22 protein-coding genes, 16 tRNA genes, 2 rRNA genes and 1 pseudogene are annotated in these 18,327 nt (G+C 41.4%); 1 reads left to right on the top strand and 40 read right to left on the bottom strand.

The window, feature by feature from the left end; genetic code table 11:
• Positions 1-9: 9 nt before the first annotated feature.
• From FEU33_RS00190 to FEU33_RS00115, 19 genes and pseudogenes are all read right to left on the bottom strand, one after another.
• Positions 10-447: pseudogene (locus FEU33_RS00190) on the bottom strand (hypothetical protein); the annotation flags it as partial.
• Between the two features lie 376 nt (positions 448-823).
• Complete coding sequence (locus FEU33_RS00185) at positions 824-1,384, bottom strand: recombinase family protein (RefSeq protein WP_425328567.1); 561 nt, start codon at positions 1,382-1,384, stop codon at positions 824-826.
• Positions 1,385-1,930: 546 nt separating this feature from the next.
• Positions 1,931-2,161, bottom strand: a complete 231-nt coding sequence (locus FEU33_RS19030; protein ID WP_244950942.1) for a DUF3953 domain-containing protein — start codon at positions 2,159-2,161, stop codon at positions 1,931-1,933.
• A 146-nt stretch (positions 2,162-2,307) separates the two neighbouring features.
• Complete coding sequence (locus FEU33_RS00175; protein WP_186731268.1) at positions 2,308-3,834, bottom strand: phage tail tape measure protein; 1,527 nt, start codon at positions 3,832-3,834, stop codon at positions 2,308-2,310.
• 238 nt (positions 3,835-4,072) lie between these two features.
• A complete protein-coding gene (locus FEU33_RS00170; RefSeq protein ID WP_146547451.1) occupies positions 4,073-4,360 on the bottom strand; it encodes a hypothetical protein in 288 nt (95 codons plus the stop codon).
• Complete coding sequence (locus FEU33_RS00165; RefSeq protein WP_146547450.1) at positions 4,361-4,738, bottom strand: DUF2577 family protein; 378 nt, start codon at positions 4,736-4,738, stop codon at positions 4,361-4,363.
• Between the two features lie 52 nt (positions 4,739-4,790).
• Positions 4,791-5,156 carry a hypothetical protein gene (locus FEU33_RS00160; RefSeq protein ID WP_146547449.1) on the bottom strand — a complete coding sequence of 122 codons (366 nt, stop codon included), beginning with the start codon at positions 5,154-5,156 and terminating at the stop codon, positions 4,791-4,793.
• A gap of 36 nt (positions 5,157-5,192) precedes the next feature.
• A complete protein-coding gene (locus FEU33_RS00155) occupies positions 5,193-5,990 on the bottom strand; it encodes a hypothetical protein (RefSeq protein ID WP_146547448.1) in 798 nt (265 codons plus the stop codon).
• A 19-nt stretch (positions 5,991-6,009) separates the two neighbouring features.
• The gene (locus FEU33_RS00150) at positions 6,010-6,225 is read right to left on the bottom strand and encodes a hypothetical protein (RefSeq protein ID WP_146547447.1); all 216 of its coding nucleotides are present in this window, start codon (positions 6,223-6,225) and stop codon (positions 6,010-6,012) included.
• On the bottom strand, positions 6,222-6,371 hold the full coding sequence (locus FEU33_RS18590) for a hypothetical protein (protein ID WP_186731267.1): 150 nt from the start codon (positions 6,369-6,371) through the stop codon (positions 6,222-6,224). Before FEU33_RS18590 ends, FEU33_RS00150 begins: the two co-directional genes overlap by 4 nt.
• A complete protein-coding gene (locus FEU33_RS00145) occupies positions 6,368-6,793 on the bottom strand; it encodes a hypothetical protein (protein WP_146547446.1) in 426 nt (141 codons plus the stop codon). The genes FEU33_RS18590 and FEU33_RS00145 overlap by 4 nt, the downstream gene beginning before the upstream one ends.
• Positions 6,768-7,391 (bottom strand): hypothetical protein, encoded by a 624-nt coding sequence (locus tag FEU33_RS00140; protein ID WP_146547445.1) that lies wholly within the window; start codon positions 7,389-7,391, stop codon positions 6,768-6,770. The genes FEU33_RS00145 and FEU33_RS00140 overlap by 26 nt, the downstream gene beginning before the upstream one ends.
• A gap of 352 nt (positions 7,392-7,743) precedes the next feature.
• Complete coding sequence (locus tag FEU33_RS00135; RefSeq protein WP_186731266.1) at positions 7,744-8,298, bottom strand: HNH endonuclease; 555 nt, start codon at positions 8,296-8,298, stop codon at positions 7,744-7,746.
• A 167-nt stretch (positions 8,299-8,465) separates the two neighbouring features.
• A complete protein-coding gene (locus tag FEU33_RS00130) occupies positions 8,466-9,254 on the bottom strand; it encodes a hypothetical protein (RefSeq protein ID WP_146547443.1) in 789 nt (262 codons plus the stop codon).
• Positions 9,255-9,468: 214 nt separating this feature from the next.
• Positions 9,469-9,951: a helix-turn-helix domain-containing protein gene (locus FEU33_RS00125; protein WP_186731265.1), complete on the bottom strand. Its 483-nt coding sequence runs from the start codon at positions 9,949-9,951 to the stop codon at positions 9,469-9,471.
• A 43-nt stretch (positions 9,952-9,994) separates the two neighbouring features.
• A complete protein-coding gene (locus FEU33_RS00120; protein ID WP_186731264.1) occupies positions 9,995-11,479 on the bottom strand; it encodes a ParB/RepB/Spo0J family partition protein in 1,485 nt (494 codons plus the stop codon).
• An 18-nt stretch (positions 11,480-11,497) separates the two neighbouring features.
• Positions 11,498-11,653 (bottom strand): hypothetical protein, encoded by a 156-nt coding sequence (locus FEU33_RS18585; protein WP_186731263.1) that lies wholly within the window; start codon positions 11,651-11,653, stop codon positions 11,498-11,500.
• Between the two features lie 392 nt (positions 11,654-12,045).
• On the bottom strand, positions 12,046-12,186 hold the full coding sequence (locus FEU33_RS18580) for a hypothetical protein (protein WP_186731262.1): 141 nt from the start codon (positions 12,184-12,186) through the stop codon (positions 12,046-12,048).
• A gap of 358 nt (positions 12,187-12,544) precedes the next feature.
• On the bottom strand, positions 12,545-12,766 hold the full coding sequence (locus tag FEU33_RS00115; protein ID WP_146547440.1) for a hypothetical protein: 222 nt from the start codon (positions 12,764-12,766) through the stop codon (positions 12,545-12,547).
• Between the two features lie 170 nt (positions 12,767-12,936).
• On the opposite strand from FEU33_RS00115, the gene FEU33_RS00110 reads away from it, so the two are divergent.
• Positions 12,937-13,170: a helix-turn-helix domain-containing protein gene (locus tag FEU33_RS00110; protein ID WP_146547439.1), complete on the top strand. Its 234-nt coding sequence runs from the start codon at positions 12,937-12,939 to the stop codon at positions 13,168-13,170.
• Between the two features lie 43 nt (positions 13,171-13,213).
• On the opposite strand, the gene FEU33_RS00105 is transcribed toward FEU33_RS00110, so the two are convergent.
• The 21 genes from FEU33_RS00105 to FEU33_RS00005 form a co-directional block, all read right to left on the bottom strand.
• Positions 13,214-13,573: a hypothetical protein gene (locus FEU33_RS00105; protein ID WP_146547438.1), complete on the bottom strand. Its 360-nt coding sequence runs from the start codon at positions 13,571-13,573 to the stop codon at positions 13,214-13,216.
• A gap of 53 nt (positions 13,574-13,626) precedes the next feature.
• Complete coding sequence (locus FEU33_RS00100; protein ID WP_186731261.1) at positions 13,627-14,583, bottom strand: transcriptional repressor; 957 nt, start codon at positions 14,581-14,583, stop codon at positions 13,627-13,629.
• A gap of 150 nt (positions 14,584-14,733) precedes the next feature.
• Positions 14,734-15,696, bottom strand: coding sequence for a tyrosine-type recombinase/integrase (locus tag FEU33_RS00095; protein WP_146547436.1), 963 nt, complete (start codon positions 15,694-15,696; stop codon positions 14,734-14,736).
• A gap of 116 nt (positions 15,697-15,812) precedes the next feature.
• Positions 15,813-15,894 (bottom strand) — tRNA-Leu (locus FEU33_RS00090).
• 22 nt (positions 15,895-15,916) lie between these two features.
• Positions 15,917-15,991 (bottom strand) — tRNA-Cys (locus FEU33_RS00085).
• A 16-nt stretch (positions 15,992-16,007) separates the two neighbouring features.
• Positions 16,008-16,082, bottom strand: a tRNA-Gly gene (locus FEU33_RS00080).
• 6 nt (positions 16,083-16,088) lie between these two features.
• Positions 16,089-16,160 (bottom strand) — tRNA-Gln (locus FEU33_RS00075).
• Positions 16,161-16,163: 3 nt separating this feature from the next.
• Positions 16,164-16,239: transfer RNA gene (locus FEU33_RS00070), tRNA-His, on the bottom strand.
• Between the two features lie 35 nt (positions 16,240-16,274).
• A tRNA-His gene (locus FEU33_RS00065) sits at positions 16,275-16,350 on the bottom strand.
• Between the two features lie 29 nt (positions 16,351-16,379).
• Positions 16,380-16,453 (bottom strand) — tRNA-Trp (locus tag FEU33_RS00060).
• Between the two features lie 12 nt (positions 16,454-16,465).
• Positions 16,466-16,549, bottom strand: a tRNA-Tyr gene (locus FEU33_RS00055).
• Positions 16,550-16,558: 9 nt separating this feature from the next.
• A tRNA-Thr gene (locus tag FEU33_RS00050) sits at positions 16,559-16,631 on the bottom strand.
• A gap of 6 nt (positions 16,632-16,637) precedes the next feature.
• A tRNA-Phe gene (locus FEU33_RS00045) sits at positions 16,638-16,713 on the bottom strand.
• 28 nt (positions 16,714-16,741) lie between these two features.
• A tRNA-Asp gene (locus tag FEU33_RS00040) sits at positions 16,742-16,818 on the bottom strand.
• A gap of 2 nt (positions 16,819-16,820) precedes the next feature.
• Positions 16,821-16,897 (bottom strand) — tRNA-Met (locus FEU33_RS00035).
• A gap of 26 nt (positions 16,898-16,923) precedes the next feature.
• A tRNA-Val gene (locus FEU33_RS00030) sits at positions 16,924-16,999 on the bottom strand.
• A gap of 15 nt (positions 17,000-17,014) precedes the next feature.
• Positions 17,015-17,089 (bottom strand) — tRNA-Glu (locus FEU33_RS00025).
• Positions 17,090-17,109: 20 nt separating this feature from the next.
• Positions 17,110-17,201, bottom strand: a tRNA-Ser gene (locus FEU33_RS00020).
• A 7-nt stretch (positions 17,202-17,208) separates the two neighbouring features.
• Positions 17,209-17,285, bottom strand: a tRNA-Asn gene (locus FEU33_RS00015).
• A gap of 10 nt (positions 17,286-17,295) precedes the next feature.
• Positions 17,296-17,412, bottom strand: a 5S ribosomal RNA gene (gene rrf, locus FEU33_RS00010).
• A 150-nt stretch (positions 17,413-17,562) separates the two neighbouring features.
• Positions 17,563-18,327, bottom strand: a 23S ribosomal RNA gene (locus FEU33_RS00005); the annotation flags it as partial.

The raw sequence follows: 18,327 nt of genomic DNA, 5'->3' as shown, positions 1-18,327 counted from the left end.
ACCGCTGTTTTATTTCTTCTCTATTTTTAATTGATAAACAATGGAAGAAATTAATGTATCTAAAGGATTAATTATAGGCTTAGATGTCATATATTCGACTTTCTTGGATGCATCGACCATAGATAATTGAGCAACTGAGATAATTTTATCTTCTTTAATAATTTTGTGCAGGAATTTGGAAATTTTCTGATTATATTCGTGCTTTCTACCTTGCATTATTAATTCAAATGTATTGTTAATAACAATTACATCTACATCCAAAGATTTTTGATGATTATAAGCATATTGATTGAAACGCTTCATAGTACTATTAACAGTTGTGGGATTTGTAAATAGGATTGTCTGAGGTTGCTGTATATTGCAAATGTGTTCAAAGTAAGGTTCATCAATTTTTATAACTGGCACTGATATTGAGAGCTTCTTTTCCTGTAAAATCGCACTATAATGCCATCTATATAGAAATCATGTAAAAATAAGCACACAAAAAGGGTTTCCAGTTAAGGAAGCCCTCTTGTTTTAGGATACCGGTGGTCGGGGTCGAACCGACACTCCAGAAGGAACACGATTTTGAGTCGTTCCAGTACCGCGTTATATTCGATTTGCTTACGCACTATTAATTCGGTGATTGATTGCGGAAAAAGTCCGTTACACTACCGTCTATTTTAAATTATATTACCGTATATTAGGCGATAGTGCAAGTTTTAATAACTAACTAAAACACCCCGATGTTGAAAAATTGCGCGGATTAAAAATGGGCCAGACGAGACGATATGGACGGTAGGCGGTTGGGGTAAATAAAAAAAAGCGAAGGCCACTGTTTGCCTCACGCTTCATTCACGATCTTATAAACTGTTGCTCGACCAATTCCAAACTCTTTTGCGATGTCTGTTGCGCTTTCTCCTGCATTATACAACGTCTTAACTTGACGCTTAGTCTTTGCATCTATCGAAGGTCGACCGCCTTTTCTTCCTTTTGCTCGTGCTGCTTCGAGTCCTGCTTTCGTTCGTTGCTGAATGATGTCACGCTCAAACTCTGCGAAAACTGCTAACATACCAAACATCGCTTTCCCTGTTGGCGTTGTCGTATCAAAGGCGTCATTAATTGATACTAGGCTAACCTCCCGATTATTTAACTCGTCTGTTAGCGTATAAAGCTCTTTGGTGCTACGAGCTAACCTGTCTAGTTTATATACTGCAAATATATCGCCTTTTGTTGCGGCCTTCATAGCGTTCTTTAATTCATGCCGTTCCTTTCGGCTACTCTCTTTTTCCGTATATAATACTAGCTCTGCGCCATGATCTGCTGCATACTTTTCTAGCGCCTGAATTTGCATATCTAAGTTCTGTTCTTCCGTTGATACACGGGCATATCCGATTACTCTCATAATTCACCGCTCCATTCCGCAACAGTCTACTTCCCATACGTTTTATGTACTTTTAATTATAGACGGGTTTATAGACAAAATCAAGCGTTTTAGTACGGTAGAAATTCGATAGATTGAGCGGTTCATAAACTGTCTATTATACGGTGGTTTTATAGACAACAAACACCCCCTGAGTTTCGGTAGCCCTTCCACGCCAGCCACGGCCAGTTGATATTTAGCGTCAAGTATTGCGCCTTTACTTACGTAATCTTACGTCAGATTTTCGAGTTTCTTCTATTTAATATCGTCGTACTTTCGCTATGTAATGTGGTGCGTTCTCAAAACGTTTTAAAGGCGCGTCCATTTAGGGCGTGGTGTTGCAAAATGTAGCGCTATGTAAAGTGGTATTTTTGAGTTTCTTCTATAAGATGCGCCAATTATCGCCAATGCTACAAAGCGCTGAGTAATCACAACATACCGCAACCCCTGGCGCTGGACTTTCTTCTATAAGATATCTGCAAAATATGTATAGTTGCGAGTGCATAAGCGTTCTACACTCGATTTAAATTAGAAGAAAAAAGTATAAATTGAAATAAAGATTTCCAATGCAGATACAGTAAAACTAGTATAAGCATTTGCCTTTCGCTTTTCTTGTAATTCAGAAATCCCCATAAATAAGAACATTACCCCTAAAGAGAAGAGCATAAAAGGTAATACTGCGAAATTATGACTAGTAATAGCATAAGTAGCTAAAATAAATGAAATTATCGCAAAAACAATTCTTAGCATCTTCAACATATAAATCCCTCCTGTTTTCCCACAATTATACTATACAATTTAGACATATAATGTATCCATTTAAAAACTATAATCTTTTAGGTAACTGTTAACGCAAAAAAGAACGAGTGCAAACGCTGTTACACGTCTACACTCGAAATATATCGTTATGCTCCGTGCATGCCAGCGCGATATGTTTCATTGACTATATATTCAAATATTTGTTGTGCGTCTTTCTTCGTATAGCCTGATCCTTGCATAGTAAAGTTAAAGTGGTACGTATTTCCGCCTTGCTGAATAGTAGTGCTATTTGCCGTAGGCTTGTTATATTTCGATTCTCTATAGTCTTGCGCTTCTTTAGCAGTTAGAATCTGCTCAGATTCGTGTAATCTCGCCACATATCCGTCATATGGAACACGCGCTAGACCACCTTTATGCCCAGGCAAGTTAAGACCACCATAATTCTTCGGCGCATAATTGACTATTGAGCCGAGTTGCGGATTGCTTTTCGATAGCTTTTTAGCTGGCGCTACTTCCGTTGCACCCCAATTTACTTTAGGTATAATCGGAATATTTACGCCCGGTATCTTATTAATCGTGTCAATAAGCGCATTGATTTTGCCGATTACGCTATTTACAGAGTCCGCTGCATTACGTTTAATTGAAGTCCAAACCGTTTGCCAAACCGCCTTTACCTTGTCCCAATTTTTGTAGAGCAAAATTCCGGCAGCAATAACAGCAGCAATCGCGGCTAAAATCCACGTACTCGGAAAAGCAAGCATGGTTAGCCGTAGCACCGAGAACACTGTACGCGCTACTTTAAATACTTTTACAGCCATTCCGACGGCAGTTGAAATCGTCTTAAACGTACTGACTAAAAAGCCGATTGCTTTAAGAGCAATAAACGCTGAACCAACGATTTTAACGGTTGTTGATATTCCGGACCAATGCGTTTGGATAAAGTTCGCCATTTTGATTGCCTTATCGGTTGCATACGTGATAGCTTGTCCGATTTTTATGTTCATGGTCTGAGCAAATTTATCAAATGCCGGACTATTGATTTTGGTGAGCACGCCATCGAGCGCCTTTCCTATGCCTTGACCGCCATTTTCACCCATTCCACGGAATACCGATCCCATTCTTTCCTTGATTTGCTGCCATTTTCCGAGCGTTGTATTGCCCATTGCTTCAATTGTTGCGTTAGTATAGCCAGCCTTGTCCATGTATTTCGTTAAGCCCGCTAGTTGATCCTTAAAGCTGAGTGATTTCAGATTCTTAAGCGTTGTCTTGTCGACGTTAAAACGTTCTGACATTGATACATAGTCCCCGGATGCCATTTCCTTAAGAGCAAAAACTGCACCGTCAATTCCTTCCGTTGGGTTAGCAACGCTCATTTTCTCGATTAACTTCCATGCTTTTTCAAGTTCACCAACGTTCTTGGTAATACTTACTAGACCGGAGCTTGAATTCATCATTGCGCTACTATCCATAACCGGAGATACTTGCGCCATTTTATTAATCATTTTCGTATAAGAAGTTGAGGCTTTTTTGTCATCGAACATAGCCGTAATCAATACATCTTGCTGTTCGTATTTCATAGCTTCTCCAATGGTACTTTGGAATAATTTCGCAGCACTTACGGCACCACCTATCGCAGCTGTAACACCCCCGATTACTTTTGTAACGCTACCCATCCCGCTAGATCCCTGTTTGCTAGCACTGTTTAGCGCTCTACCTAATGACGAACTAGAGCGATTAGTACGCTCAATTGCACGGTCAACGTTGCTTAATTGTTTGCTGAGCCGATCATCCAAGCGCAATATCGCTTTTAAGTCTATTGCCATTTCTCCATCCCCTTTTTGTATAATAAAAAGCCGTCATTGTGGCGTTTTTCTCTTTCTCTGACCACAAGCGAACGACTTTCTACTACGTTCATTTATAAAATTTCCGGATTTCTTTTTGAGCTGCTTCCATAAAGCCCCGCGCTTTTAACGTCTGCCAAACAGATTGCTTGTCCTGCGCTTTATTTAGCGCCTTTCCAGCACGTAATACTAGCTGAGCTGCGATATAGACTTCGCTATCCTTCTTAATCGCCTTGACTGGAGGTATCTTTTCAACCATACGTCTGATTGCGAGCTCGTCTTTAAGCTCTCCGGTTAAAACTGGCAAGAACGTTTGTTGTAGTTCATTGATTTTCTGTAAATCGTCTAATATCGCCATTTATTCGATGCTCCCTTCTGGTTCTATCCATTCCTCTGCCTCGCTTTTAGATATGCGGTCTACTACCATATAACGCGGCCATACTTCGTCCATAATTCCGATTAGTGCGTCACCTACTCTTAAACGCGGATCGACTGCCACTCTTGTACCGTTGTGCCACTCGTAATGCTTCGTCAGGCGCTCAGGCAAAGAAAAATCTTCTTCATCTAGTAGTAAGCCGTCTTGGAGCTTTATTTCCATTGGATTTAGGTTTGTTATAAAGCCCACATCTAGTTGTAGCTCATCGTTATGCCCGATTTTTGCCATTAGCTGCACCATTTTATTTGCGGGAGTATCACCGTAAAAATCACCAGGCATGTATTTTCGTAAATCTGCCATGCTATCGTCCCCCTTTCGTCATAAATAAAAGAGCCCCCGAAGGAGCTCCGTTTTAATCAACTAAATTATTGGTTGTAATCATGCCATCGTTGCTCTGTTCAACTTCTTTAGCCTGCTGCTCTAATTTTTCCTCATTTTCTATCGTTAATTTTGCTTTTAGTATTACGTATAGCTTCGCAAAGTAAACTTTATCTTGGCTGTATTGCGCTAAATATGCTAGTTTAGCAAGGCTATGCACATCATCCCTTAATCCTAGAGTCTTATCGTTCCTTTGTGCCTTGATTAACCGGCGTTGTTCCTCTATTTCCTCAGGCTTTCCAGTTAGTTGTGATAGGATATCTTCGCCTTTTGCTGTTTCTAAAATTTCATCGTCATTTGTTATTAGTAAAACTCCGTCATTTGTTGTCATTGCGTTCATTAATAATCGTCCCCTTTTCGTTTTTATTTTTTATTCTTAGAACGTAAAGCGACTTACACGACTTGATCTCGCAAGTAGCTCCGCCTGTGCTTTTTCAAATTCCGCTTTTTCTTCGTTTTCAATCGCTTCAATGCCTGAATTACCATCGTTTAGATACTTGGCGTATTGTTCCCCAACTGTTCGTGAGATGCCTTGATATGCCGGTAAAAAGTCTTTGAATAACGCCGTATTTTCATAGTCTCCAAAGTATTCAAGTACGCCTTTTGCTTTGTGCTGTTCTTCCGTTAACGCTGAGCTTTCTAGTTGTTCAAAAGTTCGTGCTAGCTTTTTGCGCGTCTCTACATCGCCATTTGACGATAAAACCGATGCGCTAAGAGCGTCATAAGCGTCATATAACTCATTAGCGAAGTACTTATCGCTATATTTACCAAGTAACGCGCTAATTTGTTGCGATAACTCGTCGCCATTCATATTAATCGCGGCCTTAGTTTTTAACTTTTTGAGCTCTTGGTTAAACTCAGCGACAAGTAAGTCATCTTTTGGTTGCTCCGGCTTTTTTAAGAGTTCTTTACGAGCTACAGTTGTTGCTATCGTACCTATTTTGACGTACTCGTCTTTCATTTCTTGCGCAAATTTCAGCGCTTGCTTAGCAAAATCCCGTCTCATTTTCTTTTCTTCTTCGAACTTGTTCTGAATTGTTTTATCCATTTTGATACGTTGCTTTTCTTCTGCGACTACTTGCTTTAGCTCTAGCGCAAGTTTAGAAGGCTTAGCTTTTGTTAATTCTTGCCCTTTGTTGATATATCCGTCTAATTCTTCGATTACGTTTGGCATTACACATATCCCCTTTGTTTTAGTTAATAATTTCGAAACCCTGATCTTTAAGCGTATTTTCAAGCTGCCAGCGCGTTTCAGCGGCTAAATGATACGGATTTCCTTTGTAGGACTCCGCTTTTAACGTGTCTAAAATCTGCCCTGTTTGCCAATCGACAGCAACGACTTTCGCTACTGCATATTCCATAACGTCAAAATCTGCACTTACCTCTAAATAAACTTTTTGATTGCTCAACCATCATCCGCCCCCTGTTGTTTAATTGCGTTGATAATTGCTTTTACGGCTTCTGCCGCTACTGTTGACGGCAGCACGACCGTCCTGAATTGAGTCCCTTCATCTAAAATTAGCGTGTGAGATTGTTCGTAGTAATAGATGTTCATTTTCGTTGGCTCCTTTTCGTAAAATTCGTTGTTAACGTAATTCCATTAGATTGCAGGCGTTTGAATGTGCCAACCGCTTGGCCTCCGCCAACGCCTTCCGCGATCTCCCGCATAATTCCGGGCATATTTGAGTGTGTTACCTCAAAACGTTGCTCTTTTTTCGTTGCAATTTCGTCACACCACTCACGAATAGCTTGATTAATCGCGTAAATAGGGCTTTTAGTGGTATATACGGAGGTAATTTCATGTATTTCGAGCGCATCTTCGTAGACAATAGTCGTTTCCGTATCATCGCTGTTAATTTTATTTACATAAACTCGCATACTGTACGTCGGGATCGTCAAAATATCGGCCACAGATTCCAGCCATTTTTCGTCATAACCGACTTTATCAGCGTTAGTGGTACGTTTTTTCTTGCTCATATACTAGCTCCTTCCGTTTTTCTGCTTTGAATTTCGTTAATTTCCTTCTCAGGGCGGAATTATCGAAGCCGTTTCCTGCATTTACTGCGTCATTTTCGGGGATTTCTACGAATTTAAAGCTATTTTCGTAGATTAAGAAGTAATCTTCGCGGGCATCTTCCAAAATTTCATTAAGTTGCTCTACGATTTCGTCATACAGTCCATAAAGCTCCCAATAACCTTGACTGCGGTTGTTCTTTTCAGCCTGAACGACGGTATAAAAGATGTTTGTTTTTTCGTCTACACCGGTTAAAACGTGGTATATAAGCGGTGATATGTCCGTTTTATAGCGTTCTAAAGGCTTTCCGTTGACTGTTAAATCTGTATGAGTGAATTCGCTTAGACGCATTTCTAGCTCAGTCAGTCCGCCCGAGCCTTGCAAAATCGTCTCGCCTTCGATATTTTCGACTGTATAGCGATCTCCAAACATTGTTCCGACCGCTTGTCCATCAGGAAAGAACGGGACCACCTGTCCGTCTTGAGTGGCGCGCTCGAGAGACTTTCCTACTGTGCAACCGCATGAAATATCTTCAACTTTATAAACACAATAAAAACTCACAACGTACACTCCTTTCTTTAGCTACATATAGGGTTATAAATAGCATTAAAATAAGCCGTCAGAGCGTTTCTAACTAAAAAGGTGACTTAGTTATCATGAAACGTCTAAAACGGCTTAAAACGCCATATTTGATTGAATTTGCTACCCATAATAACCAGCGTCTAATTTGCGCTTGACACTTTCAACACCGCGATGTTGTGACTTAGGTATCCGGAATTGAACGCCAGCGAGCTTATGTCTGCGTGTGTCGTAGTATTTGCACATGAGTTCGAAACCTTTACGACGCTTAATTTTATGGAGTTGATACCCGCTGCCGACGTATAGAAAGATGAAGTTTCCAGCCACCCAGGACTCATGCTCTTTGTACACGTTCCTTCAACTCCTTAGCCTCAAGTTCAAATCCTTCACTCCATTGCTTGACTTCTTCTGCTGTTGGCTTGTGACCTATCGCTCTTTCAGCAAAGTCACTAACAAACTTTCCCCATAACTCTGGCGTAAATTTATCGCTTCGTTGGTAAAAATCATAAACGTGAGAGTCACTTTTCGATGAATTACAAGATTTGCAACAAAGAACCATGTTTATAGCGCTATTCATAGACCACCATTGTCCAAGCGGAAAGACGTGATCCACTACGCGAGTATTGTCACTTAACTCGCAGCCACAATAGGTGCAATGTGTGCCTTTTTCTATCTCTCGAAGCTGTTCTATTGTCAAATGCCCCTCGCCTTTACTTCTGTAGTAGTGCTTTCTAAGCCGTTCCTTAAGATAGCCATCGCCTGTCTTGCGACGTACACTACGGCAAGCCTTGCACTCTCCTTCACGACCATCTGACCTTTTAGGACGGATTGGGAAGTCCTCAAGTGGTTTTATTTCTTCGCAAGTTATACATTGTTTTGTTTGTTTCATCGTCATCATCGCTCCAATTCGATTCGCTTGATTTTCATAAATCTACATGATAGAATTTTAAAATAGGGTAATTATGAACATTTTTACGTTTATACCTGAAATAAAAAAGTTGGCGATTTTTTTTCGCCCTTACTATATAAGGCGTTTTTGTCTTATAAATCGCGCCATTATGCGGTTTCTCGTTGAATTCTTTTCGTGCGCTTCATGTTTTCCAACTCGCAGCATGAAAATTTACTTCCGCCAGTTCCACGTTGTTGATCGCACACCTTAGACTCTAATTTTCGCAAGTCTCTTGCGTACGCCGCATTTCCACAAATGTCACATTCATATACGCGTTTGACGTCTAGCGCCTTGATTTTGCGCAAAGCAAATTCGTAGTTATAGCCCATTTCTTCGAAACTAGCCGCATAAAAGTTAGCATAGCGTTTTACATGGCGTATCTGCTTGCGATATTCATAGACTTTGCGGGGAACCCCTTCAAAAATTACTTTTTCATCTATTCCGGACATTGCTTCGGATTCAGCGCTAGGGCTTGAGATAGCTTCATCCTCTATCACGCAACCAGGCGAAACTTTTGACGCTTCCCCTTCTTCGTTATCCGGGATTTCATGTTGAAATATAAGCGTTCTTTCAACCTTCGCTTTCTGCATGTCCTTCTTGAGCGCTCGATCAGCGGATAATATTGGATACTCCTCTAATTTTTCAGACGCTTGTTTGGGCGCAAGTAGGAAATCCGCTAATATTTCAAGCGCTGAGCTTGTCTTAGCATAGGCGCTTATATGGTTAAGTGGATGCTTCATAAACGGCTTAGACGGGCTAATTTTATCTAAATGCTTACCCATGAAGTCGGTTACGAGCGCTTGTCTCTCGTCTTGCGTCAAGTCTTTGCGATAGTGCGTGTAGAATAGTGCTAGTAAGTCTTTGCGTGCGGCAATTTCAGCTTTCGTCATCATCATCTTATAGCCTCCAATTTTATGTGGTTAATATTTGATACCACTAATGTATTTCTTTTCACTTTGTTCCTTTCTTTAGCAGCAATAGATAATACAATAACGCTCATCGCTATCTGCGTTTATTAGCTTTAGCTAATGGACGCTATCTTTTGTAAATCTTAGTACGTAAGTCTTGGTAGTAAATCTTAATACGGTAACAACTAGTAACCACGCCATACTAACTATTGGCACACTCAAATATCTCTTGTACTCTTGCACGGTAATCCGCTTGCCTTTCATGGCGCTTAATTTTGTCTTTAGCACGAGATTCCTCGAATTTTAATCGGTATTCTACTGCCTCCGGAAATCGTTGCTCAAACTCCTCGCGATTATTAATCGGCTTTTTAAAGACATAAATGTTATTGCCGTAGTCAGTGTTATAAATCGCCTGAATCAATTCGAGTTCCTCTAAAATCGCTAAAGCACGAATGACGCTTTGACGACTTAAAAACGTTTCATCCGCTATTAAATCCTGTGTAGGAAAGGCATATTTAAAGCTGTCGTTATATTTATCTAGTAAGTGCAAATAAACTCGCTCACATTTGCCATCAAACTTCGGATGGCCAGTGTATATCTTTAGAACTTCGTTAGGCATTGCCGTATAGCCCATTGAATTTCTGAATGGTAGAGCCTTATTAGTTTGTTTTGTCTCAATCGTCATCGTCATCATCCTTTTCGTTTATTTCGATGTGTCACGTGACACATTACGCTGATTCTACCTCTGCTAATCTGCGATCAATTTCATCCGATGATATATCGAGTGCTAAAGCGGCTGTAAGATGCTCCGTTACGACATCCATTGGTACTATTTTTCCTGTATCTTCACGAAATAAGATGTATAACATTTTCGCGATTTCATAGTCTGAAAGTTCTTCTCCGCCACGCTCCGAATTTACACGTTTAATTTGCTCAACACTTAGGCGTAACTTTTCTAATCCTACGCGTGAATCCGGTATAGGACGGTAAAGGAATTCTTGTACACTTGTCATACCGTTACTAACGATGAACTCATCGCATTCATAGAAATCTTTCACAGCTCCAGCCTCAAATTTGAGTCTAGAATGGTTTACGCGCAAATTATAAAGCAGTGCCGCGAATGATTCTCGAAAGTCTGATTCTTGCTCAAAACGATCAGCAACTTTGCTCCATTCGATTTCGTGTAATTCCATCAATTTCAAAAAGTCGTTATCGTCTCGTTCCCCTTTTTCCGCACTTAATACAACTGTAAATACACGTTGCGCCGAAGGCTTTTGCCACTCTAACGGTTGATTTGTTATCGGATTCTCACCGAAACGAATAGCATCGTAATACTTCTCAATACTCCATTTACGGAAAGTACGGTCATATGAGTGTTTCAAAAGACTTTCTTCATATTTGACAGCGAACTCGTAATCTTTCTCATCTAAGTTGTTGATATGTAGTCCATAAATTAGACAAATATCGCCTAACGCAAGCGGAGCCAGAAGTTTGCTTTCGTGGCTAGCTTCACATACAACAGCGCTGTCGTAACCTTCAACGTATCGTACAGTAGAAAAAACTAGTAGGTAGTACCAATCATCAACCCAAACCTCGACGTCCTTCACTGAAATTTTATCTTCAGGAGAAAAATGGCGTATGAATTTATCTTGGAAAGTCTCGAACATATCCTGTCTGAATTGAATAGGGACATAGGTCTCTGTACATAAACGTTTTGTAACGGCCCGCAAGCGTAATAGCTGTTTTGCATGGCCCTCCTTAATTTTGCCGCATGCTATCATATGTTGTACTCCTTCCGATAGCTCTAATAGGCGCATTTTCGAAGCTACATAATCACGTGTCTTTTTGACTTTCTCCGCAATCTCCTCCTGGGTATAACCTCGCATCGAGTACCATAGAAATGCCCGTGCTTCCTCGATTGGCGTCATTTGCTCGCGTTGTATATTCTCAATAACTGATAAATGAAAAGCCTCTTGCTCATCTAATTCACGCACAATAGAAGGAATCTCCGTCAGCCCCGCCAATTGTGCTGCTCTAAAACGGCGTTCACCTTGTACAATTTCGTATTTATCATCAAGTGGTCGAACCATTATTGGTGACATAACTCCCTCAACCTTAATAGACTGTGCTAGTTCCATTAATGCTTGTTCGTCGAAATACTCTCGCGGCTGATTTGGGTTTGTAATAATTTCGCTGATTTTAATTTTCGTCATCTTCATCATCCTTTTCGTTTATTTTCGTAATCTTTTACGCCAATTGCTTAAGGCTTCCGTTAGCTCCCGGCTGCATTTGTGACCGCCTAACTGCGCGAGTACCAGCGCAAAAATATAGCGTTCATTTTCGGGAAGAGCTTCGATATTTCCTATTAAATGTGGTTGTTGGTTCATTTGTATTTCCTCCTTTTCGTTCCTCTAATACTGTATAGACACTAAAACAATAAACTTTGGACCAAGCCGTTCATGTTCAAAGCGCTCAGAAACCGCCACAAACGCATGAAGCTCTGAGCCTCAGAAGCATTTCAAAAAATTTATAAATTAGATTCCCTACTCCTAAATACGTAATTTGTAGCGTACTTACACAAGAAAAAATAAAAATTAATTTATGAAAAATCCATTTAGCTCTCACAAACATATATACCAAAACTCAAAAAGCGTGCATGATTTTATAAACTTTTTTGTCCTCTCATTATTTCTTATACAATTTGCGTCAACAAATGGGCATATTTTTATAAACTTTTTTAAAATAAAAAAGCAACCGCAGCAATACGGTCGCTCAAGCGTTATTCTTCTTTTCTCTTTAAATCTTCTAATTCTTTCAGAAGCTTTTTGTACTTATCCAAACATACGTATGGATCACCGTTAAACCAGTGAACCTCTACACCATTAATAACCTTTTCACAGCCAATCCATTTATTTTCCATAATTTCGCCCCCTAAATAATGAAGAGAGTCAGCCGCTAAGCCTCCGCTCTTCACTTTTAATCCCGTCTATTAAAAGGCTTTCAGCGTCTTTCATGCTTACTAACCATTTTTGTAGGCTCAGCGTTTGGCGCCGCTGAATTGCGTTTGAATCGCCGTCTCCAATAACGATCAATTAGACACTTACCATCGTATCGACTACCTACTTCGCGTTAGATTATTGCCGTAATCCTCAGCACGACTGGCGCTAGGCCGCCATCCGTTTGCGCAGTCAGAATCCGTCTAAAAGCGCACGTTCTTTTATAACATTGACTATAGTTATTTACTCGTAGGATGCGCCCATACATCCGCAAGATTTATCTTAATTTATGGTAGTTGCTAATACCGCTAAAAGTTCGATTGGCTCACATACGTCTATCTCATTAAAAATTTTCTCGGCTTCCTCGGACCATTTAAACTCAACGAGTGAGTCACCGATTAATAACGCAGCCTCGTTATTTTCATAGACTATTAGGTCAACCCCTTGAATAATATTTGTTACGTTGATTGCTACAGTTTGTATTTTGATTGTTTGCATGTTCATTCCTCCTATAATTCCGATTTTCGGAATAGTTATATAAAAGTAATCCCTTTTTCTTAACCTATGCCTCAATTATAATTCCGATTTTCGGAATTGTCAACGATTTTAATTCTGATTTGCGGAATTATTTTTTATAACATAAAATAAATATAAATAAATCGGAGGTGCTTAAAATGCCTAGAAACTTACAAGCTGACTATTATATTCACATAAAATTAGGCGATATTTTAAAATCAATGGACATAGAGCAGAAGGAAATAGCGGAACGTATTGGTACTACTCCACGTAACATCAGTGAAATGGTAAATAATAAAACACGCAATATTCCAAGTGAAGCACTCGCTATGATCGCTAAGGAATTAAAAATTACCGACCTTAACGAGTTGCTTGAAATACGCCACAGATAAAGAGCTTTTTTTGGCTCTTTTCTTTTGTGATGAAACCAGTGAATCACATTTTTCTATTTATTGCTCGTTTGTTATCTTCAAGAAGTTTTAAACTCTCTTTGATAGACTTTTCGTACTCATCAATTGAATATCTCATTATTTTTTCTATTCTTTCATGTGCTTTCCTTATTGTATCAATTTGATCATAAATCAGAAAACGCGGAGAATCTAATTTCCAACCTCCCTTTTCTAGACCAACATCTCGAATCGGTACTCCTTTTTCCATCAAACTATAAATCGTATTTCTAACCTCATATTCTTCGCTAGGAGTAACAACTAATTTTAAAGTTTCCGAAGTTAGAAAAAAGCCTTTTCCACTCTTTAGTTCTTCCAATACATTTATTTCATTTTGCGTTAAATCCATCTTATTCCTCCTTCACTAATTCATTGTATTTAAGACATGCGCTAATTATTTTATCACCTATTAGATACCCAATCATAGTGGATTGGAACTTTTTCTTTTGCTAACCAATTATACAATATCAGCGGTTGTTCAACGCTTGGTATTTCGTTATATTGCATGGCTCTCCGTAAGCCTTCCGTAAAGGCTGCAACGACGTTAGCGAATACATATCCTTCGCGGATTCTAAGCGCCATGTGCATTACCAATGCCTTTGCCTTCGTAAATGTCTTACGAGTGGCTTCTGAGCCTAACCTTAGCGCCAGGATAGCCCTTTTATCTGCTATTTGCGTTGGCAATGGTAGCATATCTAGTAATGCAAAGAAATCGTTCTGTAACGAATTTGTCGCATATTGTGCCACATATTCAGCCGTGTTATTATCGTTCATTGCTTCGGATTCGATTTCGTCTGCTATCGCCTTATATATTAAATTATTATTGTTATTTGCTTGTTTTAAAAGATTAAGAGCGTTATTATCGTTAGAAGTCTGATTATCGGCTTCAACGCTTACTGGCGCAAGGCTTTCCGGCTCGTCAAGACCTACAGAATGACTTACAGAAAGAGCTTCAATTTCGCTGTCTTTTAATGTAAATACTTCCCGCATGATTTCCGCAAAATTGTCATGCTGTTTGTTTACAAAGACGTAGTGGCCTGCTTGTCCGTTTGCAAGTCTAGCAACAACGAATAGGCCCGTATCCTTCAATGATCGGACTGCGTTGTATACTGTTGTTTTAGATACCTCCGCTTTCTTAGCGAGTACCTCTGCGCCAATTTTCCATATACCGCAACCGCATGTCGCATATATAATATTCTCTAACACTTTGCGTTTGCCACGTGGAAATAAGCGTTCAAATTCGCTAACGCTTTCTCTAAACTTTGCATATAGTGACGCCTTAGCCTTCTTAGTGGCAGGCTGAGCGCTATATTTAATGTAAAACTGTACTTGATCGTTATATACCGTTAATACCGTCATAGTAATGAGCTCCTTTATAAAGAAACTCCACGGCTCTCCTGGTTGCATTACTACAGCCTATAAGCTATAATAAACGCATAACATATTAGTGTGTGGGAGCGCTTCTCGATTGCCGTCGAGGGGAGCTTCTTTTTTTTTTTTTGCATTCTTTTATAAGTCCTTAAGCGGTGAGAATTTTTTATGTTTCTCAAAGACATCCGTCGAGTAAAGGTTTACATACGTTTTTACCATTTCCATCGTTGAGTGGCCGAGAATCCGTTGTAACTCAAACACGCCAGCGCCATTCATAATAGACATTTTGGCGAATGTGTGCCGCATCGTGTGTGCGGAGCAACGTACTCCCGTTATACCTGCCTGTTTACCATAATCCGGTATAAGATGTAGCAATGTGCCTCTGCTAGCAGGCGTACCATCTAGCGTTACAAATAAGTGGTCACACTCGCAAGTTCCACGGAGCTGTATATATCGTTTTAATTGCTCACGCATTTTTGCTTGTATCGGTACATAGCGGTGAAAGTGATTTTTAGTTTTTCGTATGAATAATAGCCCTTCGCTTAGCTTTACATCTTCAACGAGTATCCCCGACGCTTCATTAAGTCGTATGCCCGTTTCGAGCAATAGTAAGATAAACGTATAGTCTCGCTGGCCAATGAAAGTCCGACGATCAGGCGCATTAAGTAAGTCACGCAACTGATTAAGCGTAAATGTTTCTATATTCGCTTTCCTATCGCGTACTAGCGGATATTTCTCCATCGGACTGCTGTCGATATACTTGCCGTCTGCTAAGAAATTAAAGAACGCCCGTATCGCACGGAGCTTAGCGTTAATAGTAGCTGGCTTGCGACCTTTGCGCTGCAATAGCTCAACAAACTCATTTACATCACCGCGCACTACCCCGCTGACTTTTAACGGCTTATCATTCGCAAATAGAAATTTTCTGAACGAGTTAAGCTCACGTTGGTAATAAACAATCGTAAATTCCCGCAAACCCTTCCGCTTGGCATCGTCTGTAAATACTGTCATAGCGTCATCGAACGATATTTCTCGATCAATTACTGGCTTAGCGGTTATTTGAAGTTCTTCTAATGAAAGCGAGTTGCTACGTCTTGCCATCGGATTACCTCCACTCCCGGGAGTAACACGACTATTACCGCTTGATTGAACGCAAAAAAGACGCTCATTACCGAAGTAATAAGCGCCTTAAGCGTTGATATATAACGTTTATAGGATACCGGTGGTCGGGGTCGAACCGACACTCCAGAAGGAACACGATTTTGAGTCGTGCGCGTCTGCCAATTCCGCCACACCGGCAAAATACTAGTTAAAGATAAAATGGAGGCGGCAACCGGATTTGAACCGGTGGATAAAGGTTTTGCAGACCTGTGCCTTACCACTTGGCTATGCCGCCCTATAATTATTTTAATTGGAGCGGAAGACGGGGTTCGAACCCGCGACCCCCACCTTGGCAAGGTGATGTTCTACCACTGAACTACTTCCGCATATTACTGGGGTACCTGGATTCGAACCAGGGCATGACGGAATCAAAATCCGTTGCCTTACCGCTTGGCTATACCCCAATATGGGGCGGATGATGGGGATCGAACCCACGAATGCCGGAACCACAATCCGGTGTGTTAACCACTTCACCACATCCGCCAACATAAAATGTTACCTATTATATTAAATTATGATGGGGCGGATGAAGGGGATCGAACCCTCGAATGCCGGAACCACAATCCGGTGTGTTAACCACTTCACCACATCCGCCAATATATTTAAATCCGATATATCCAAAATGGCAGGGGCAGTAGGAATCGAACCCACATCAAAGGTTTTGGAGACCTCTATTCTACCGTTAAACTATGCCCCTAAATATTAAAGATGGTGGAGGGGGGCAGATTCGAACTGCCGAACCCGAAGGAGCGGATTTACAGTCCGCCGCGTTTAGCCTCTTCGCTACCCCTCCGATTTATGATGCCGGCGAAAGGAGTCGAACCCTCGACCTACTGATTACAAGTCAGTTGCTCTACCAACTGAGCTACACCGGCATATTATGGTGGGTCGGGACAGAATCGAACTGCCGACACTTAGAGCTTCAATCTAATGCTCTACCAACTGAGCTACCGACCCACAATAAATTTCATATATTTATAAAGAATGGCGGTTCGGACGGGACTCGAACCCGCGACCTCCTGCGTGACAGGCAGGCATTCTAACCAGCTGAACTACCGAACCATTGGTTGCGGGGACAGGATTTGAACCTGCGACCTTCGGGTTATGAGCCCGACGAGCTACCGAACTGCTCCACCCCGCGATAATGATATTATTATATTTAATAAATGGTGGAGGATGACGGGATCGAACCGCCGACCCTCTGCTTGTAAGGCAGATGCTCTCCCAGCTGAGCTAATCCTCCATATGATAGATTATTTGGTGACCCCTACGGGATTTGAACCCGTGTTACCGCCGTGAAAGGGCGGTGTCTTAACCGCTTGACCAAGGGGCCATTCTAAATATAGGATTTTATGGCGGAGAGTAAGGGATTTGAACCCTTGAGACAGGGTTACCCGCCTACACGATTTCCAATCGTGCTCCTTCGGCCACTCGGACAACTCTCCATTAAAATGGCTCCGAAGGCAGGACTCGAACCTGCGACCCTCTGATTAACAGTCAGATGCTACTACCAACTGAGCTACTTCGGAATAATTTATAGCCTAGCGATGTCCTACTCTTGCAGGGGGACAGCCCCCAACTACCATTGGCGCTCAAGAGCTTAACTTCTGTGTTCGGCATGGGAACAGGTGTGACCTCTTGGCCATCATTACTAGACTATTTTATCAAAGACAAGAATCATTATACCATCTTAGGAGAAAATATCAAGTGCTTTCTATTTTAGAAAAATATCTTTCGATAATCCTAAATCTAATAAAATTCTTGTTCTTTCAAAACTGGATAAACTTCATTGAATTTCTTTCTCTTTTGGTTAAGTCCTCGATCGATTAGTATTCGTCAGCTCCATGTGTCGCCACACTTCCACCTCGAACCTATCTACCTTGTCGTCTTCAAGGGATCTTACTTACTTGCGTAATGGGAAATCTCATCTTGAGGGGGGCTTCATGCTTAGATGCTTTCAGCACTTATCCCTTCCACACATAGCTACCCAGCTATGCCTTTGGCAAGACAACTGGTACACCAGCGGTGTGTCCATCCCGGTCCTCTCGTACTAAGGACAGCTCCTCTCAAATTTCCTACGCCCACGACGGATAGGGACCGAACTGTCTCACGACGTTCTGAACCCAGCTCGCGTACCGCTTTAATGGGCGAACAGCCCAACCCTTGGGACCGACTACAGCCCCAGGATGCGATGAGCCGACATCGAGGTGCCAAACCTCCCCGTCGATGTGGACTCTTGGGGGAGATAAGCCTGTTATCCCCGGGGTAGCTTTTATCCGTTGAGCGATGGCCCTTCCATGCGGAACCACCGGATCACTAAGCCCGTCTTTCGACCCTGCTCGACTTGTCGGTCTCGCAGTCAAGCTCCCTTGTGCCTTTACACTCTGCGAATGATTTCCAACCATTCTGAGGGAACCTTTGGGCGCCTCCGTTACTCTTTAGGAGGCGACCGCCCCAGTCAAACTGTCCGCCTGACACTGTCTCCTACCCCGATATAGGGGTACGGGTTAGAATTTCAATACAGCTGGGGTAGTATCCCAAGGACGCCTCCTCCGAAGCTGGCGCTCCGGT

This window comes from Rummeliibacillus suwonensis (genome assembly GCF_007896435.1).
GTDB classification, from domain to species: domain Bacteria; phylum Bacillota; class Bacilli; order Bacillales_A; family Planococcaceae; genus Rummeliibacillus; species Rummeliibacillus suwonensis.
The sequence above is the reverse complement of the archived record's forward strand: the minus strand, read 5'-3'. Positions and strand labels throughout refer to the sequence as shown.

Excerpts from the sequence above, each read along its gene's own strand:
- FEU33_RS00185 (WP_425328567.1), bottom strand. The coding sequence starts at position 1,384 with ATGAGAGTAATCGGATATGCCCGTGTATCAACGGAAGAACAGAACTTA.
- FEU33_RS19030 (WP_244950942.1), bottom strand. The coding sequence starts at position 2,161 with ATGTTGAAGATGCTAAGAATTGTTTTTGCGATAATTTCATTTATTTTA.
- FEU33_RS00175 (WP_186731268.1), bottom strand. The coding sequence starts at position 3,834 with ATGGGTAGCGTTACAAAAGTAATCGGGGGTGTTACAGCTGCGATAGGT.
- FEU33_RS00170 (WP_146547451.1), bottom strand. The coding sequence starts at position 4,360 with ATGGCGATATTAGACGATTTACAGAAAATCAATGAACTACAACAAACG.
- FEU33_RS00165 (WP_146547450.1), bottom strand. The coding sequence starts at position 4,738 with ATGGCAGATTTACGAAAATACATGCCTGGTGATTTTTACGGTGATACT.
- FEU33_RS00160 (WP_146547449.1), bottom strand. The coding sequence starts at position 5,156 with ATGAACGCAATGACAACAAATGACGGAGTTTTACTAATAACAAATGAC.
- FEU33_RS00155 (WP_146547448.1), bottom strand. The coding sequence starts at position 5,990 with ATGCCAAACGTAATCGAAGAATTAGACGGATATATCAACAAAGGGCAA.
- FEU33_RS18590 (WP_186731267.1), bottom strand. The coding sequence starts at position 6,371 with ATGAACATCTATTACTACGAACAATCTCACACGCTAATTTTAGATGAA.
- FEU33_RS00145 (WP_146547446.1), bottom strand. The coding sequence starts at position 6,793 with ATGAGCAAGAAAAAACGTACCACTAACGCTGATAAAGTCGGTTATGAC.
- FEU33_RS00135 (WP_186731266.1), bottom strand. The coding sequence starts at position 8,298 with ATGAAACAAACAAAACAATGTATAACTTGCGAAGAAATAAAACCACTT.
- FEU33_RS00130 (WP_146547443.1), bottom strand. The coding sequence starts at position 9,254 with ATGATGATGACGAAAGCTGAAATTGCCGCACGCAAAGACTTACTAGCA.
- FEU33_RS00125 (WP_186731265.1), bottom strand. The coding sequence starts at position 9,951 with ATGACGATTGAGACAAAACAAACTAATAAGGCTCTACCATTCAGAAAT.
- FEU33_RS00120 (WP_186731264.1), bottom strand. The coding sequence starts at position 11,479 with ATGACGAAAATTAAAATCAGCGAAATTATTACAAACCCAAATCAGCCG.
- FEU33_RS18585 (WP_186731263.1), bottom strand. The coding sequence starts at position 11,653 with ATGAACCAACAACCACATTTAATAGGAAATATCGAAGCTCTTCCCGAA.
- FEU33_RS18580 (WP_186731262.1), bottom strand. The coding sequence starts at position 12,186 with ATGGAAAATAAATGGATTGGCTGTGAAAAGGTTATTAATGGTGTAGAG.
- FEU33_RS00115 (WP_146547440.1), bottom strand. The coding sequence starts at position 12,766 with ATGAACATGCAAACAATCAAAATACAAACTGTAGCAATCAACGTAACA.
- FEU33_RS00110 (WP_146547439.1), top strand. The coding sequence starts at position 12,937 with ATGCCTAGAAACTTACAAGCTGACTATTATATTCACATAAAATTAGGC.
- FEU33_RS00105 (WP_146547438.1), bottom strand. The coding sequence starts at position 13,573 with ATGGATTTAACGCAAAATGAAATAAATGTATTGGAAGAACTAAAGAGT.
- FEU33_RS00100 (WP_186731261.1), bottom strand. The coding sequence starts at position 14,583 with ATGACGGTATTAACGGTATATAACGATCAAGTACAGTTTTACATTAAA.
- FEU33_RS00095 (WP_146547436.1), bottom strand. The coding sequence starts at position 15,696 with ATGGCAAGACGTAGCAACTCGCTTTCATTAGAAGAACTTCAAATAACC.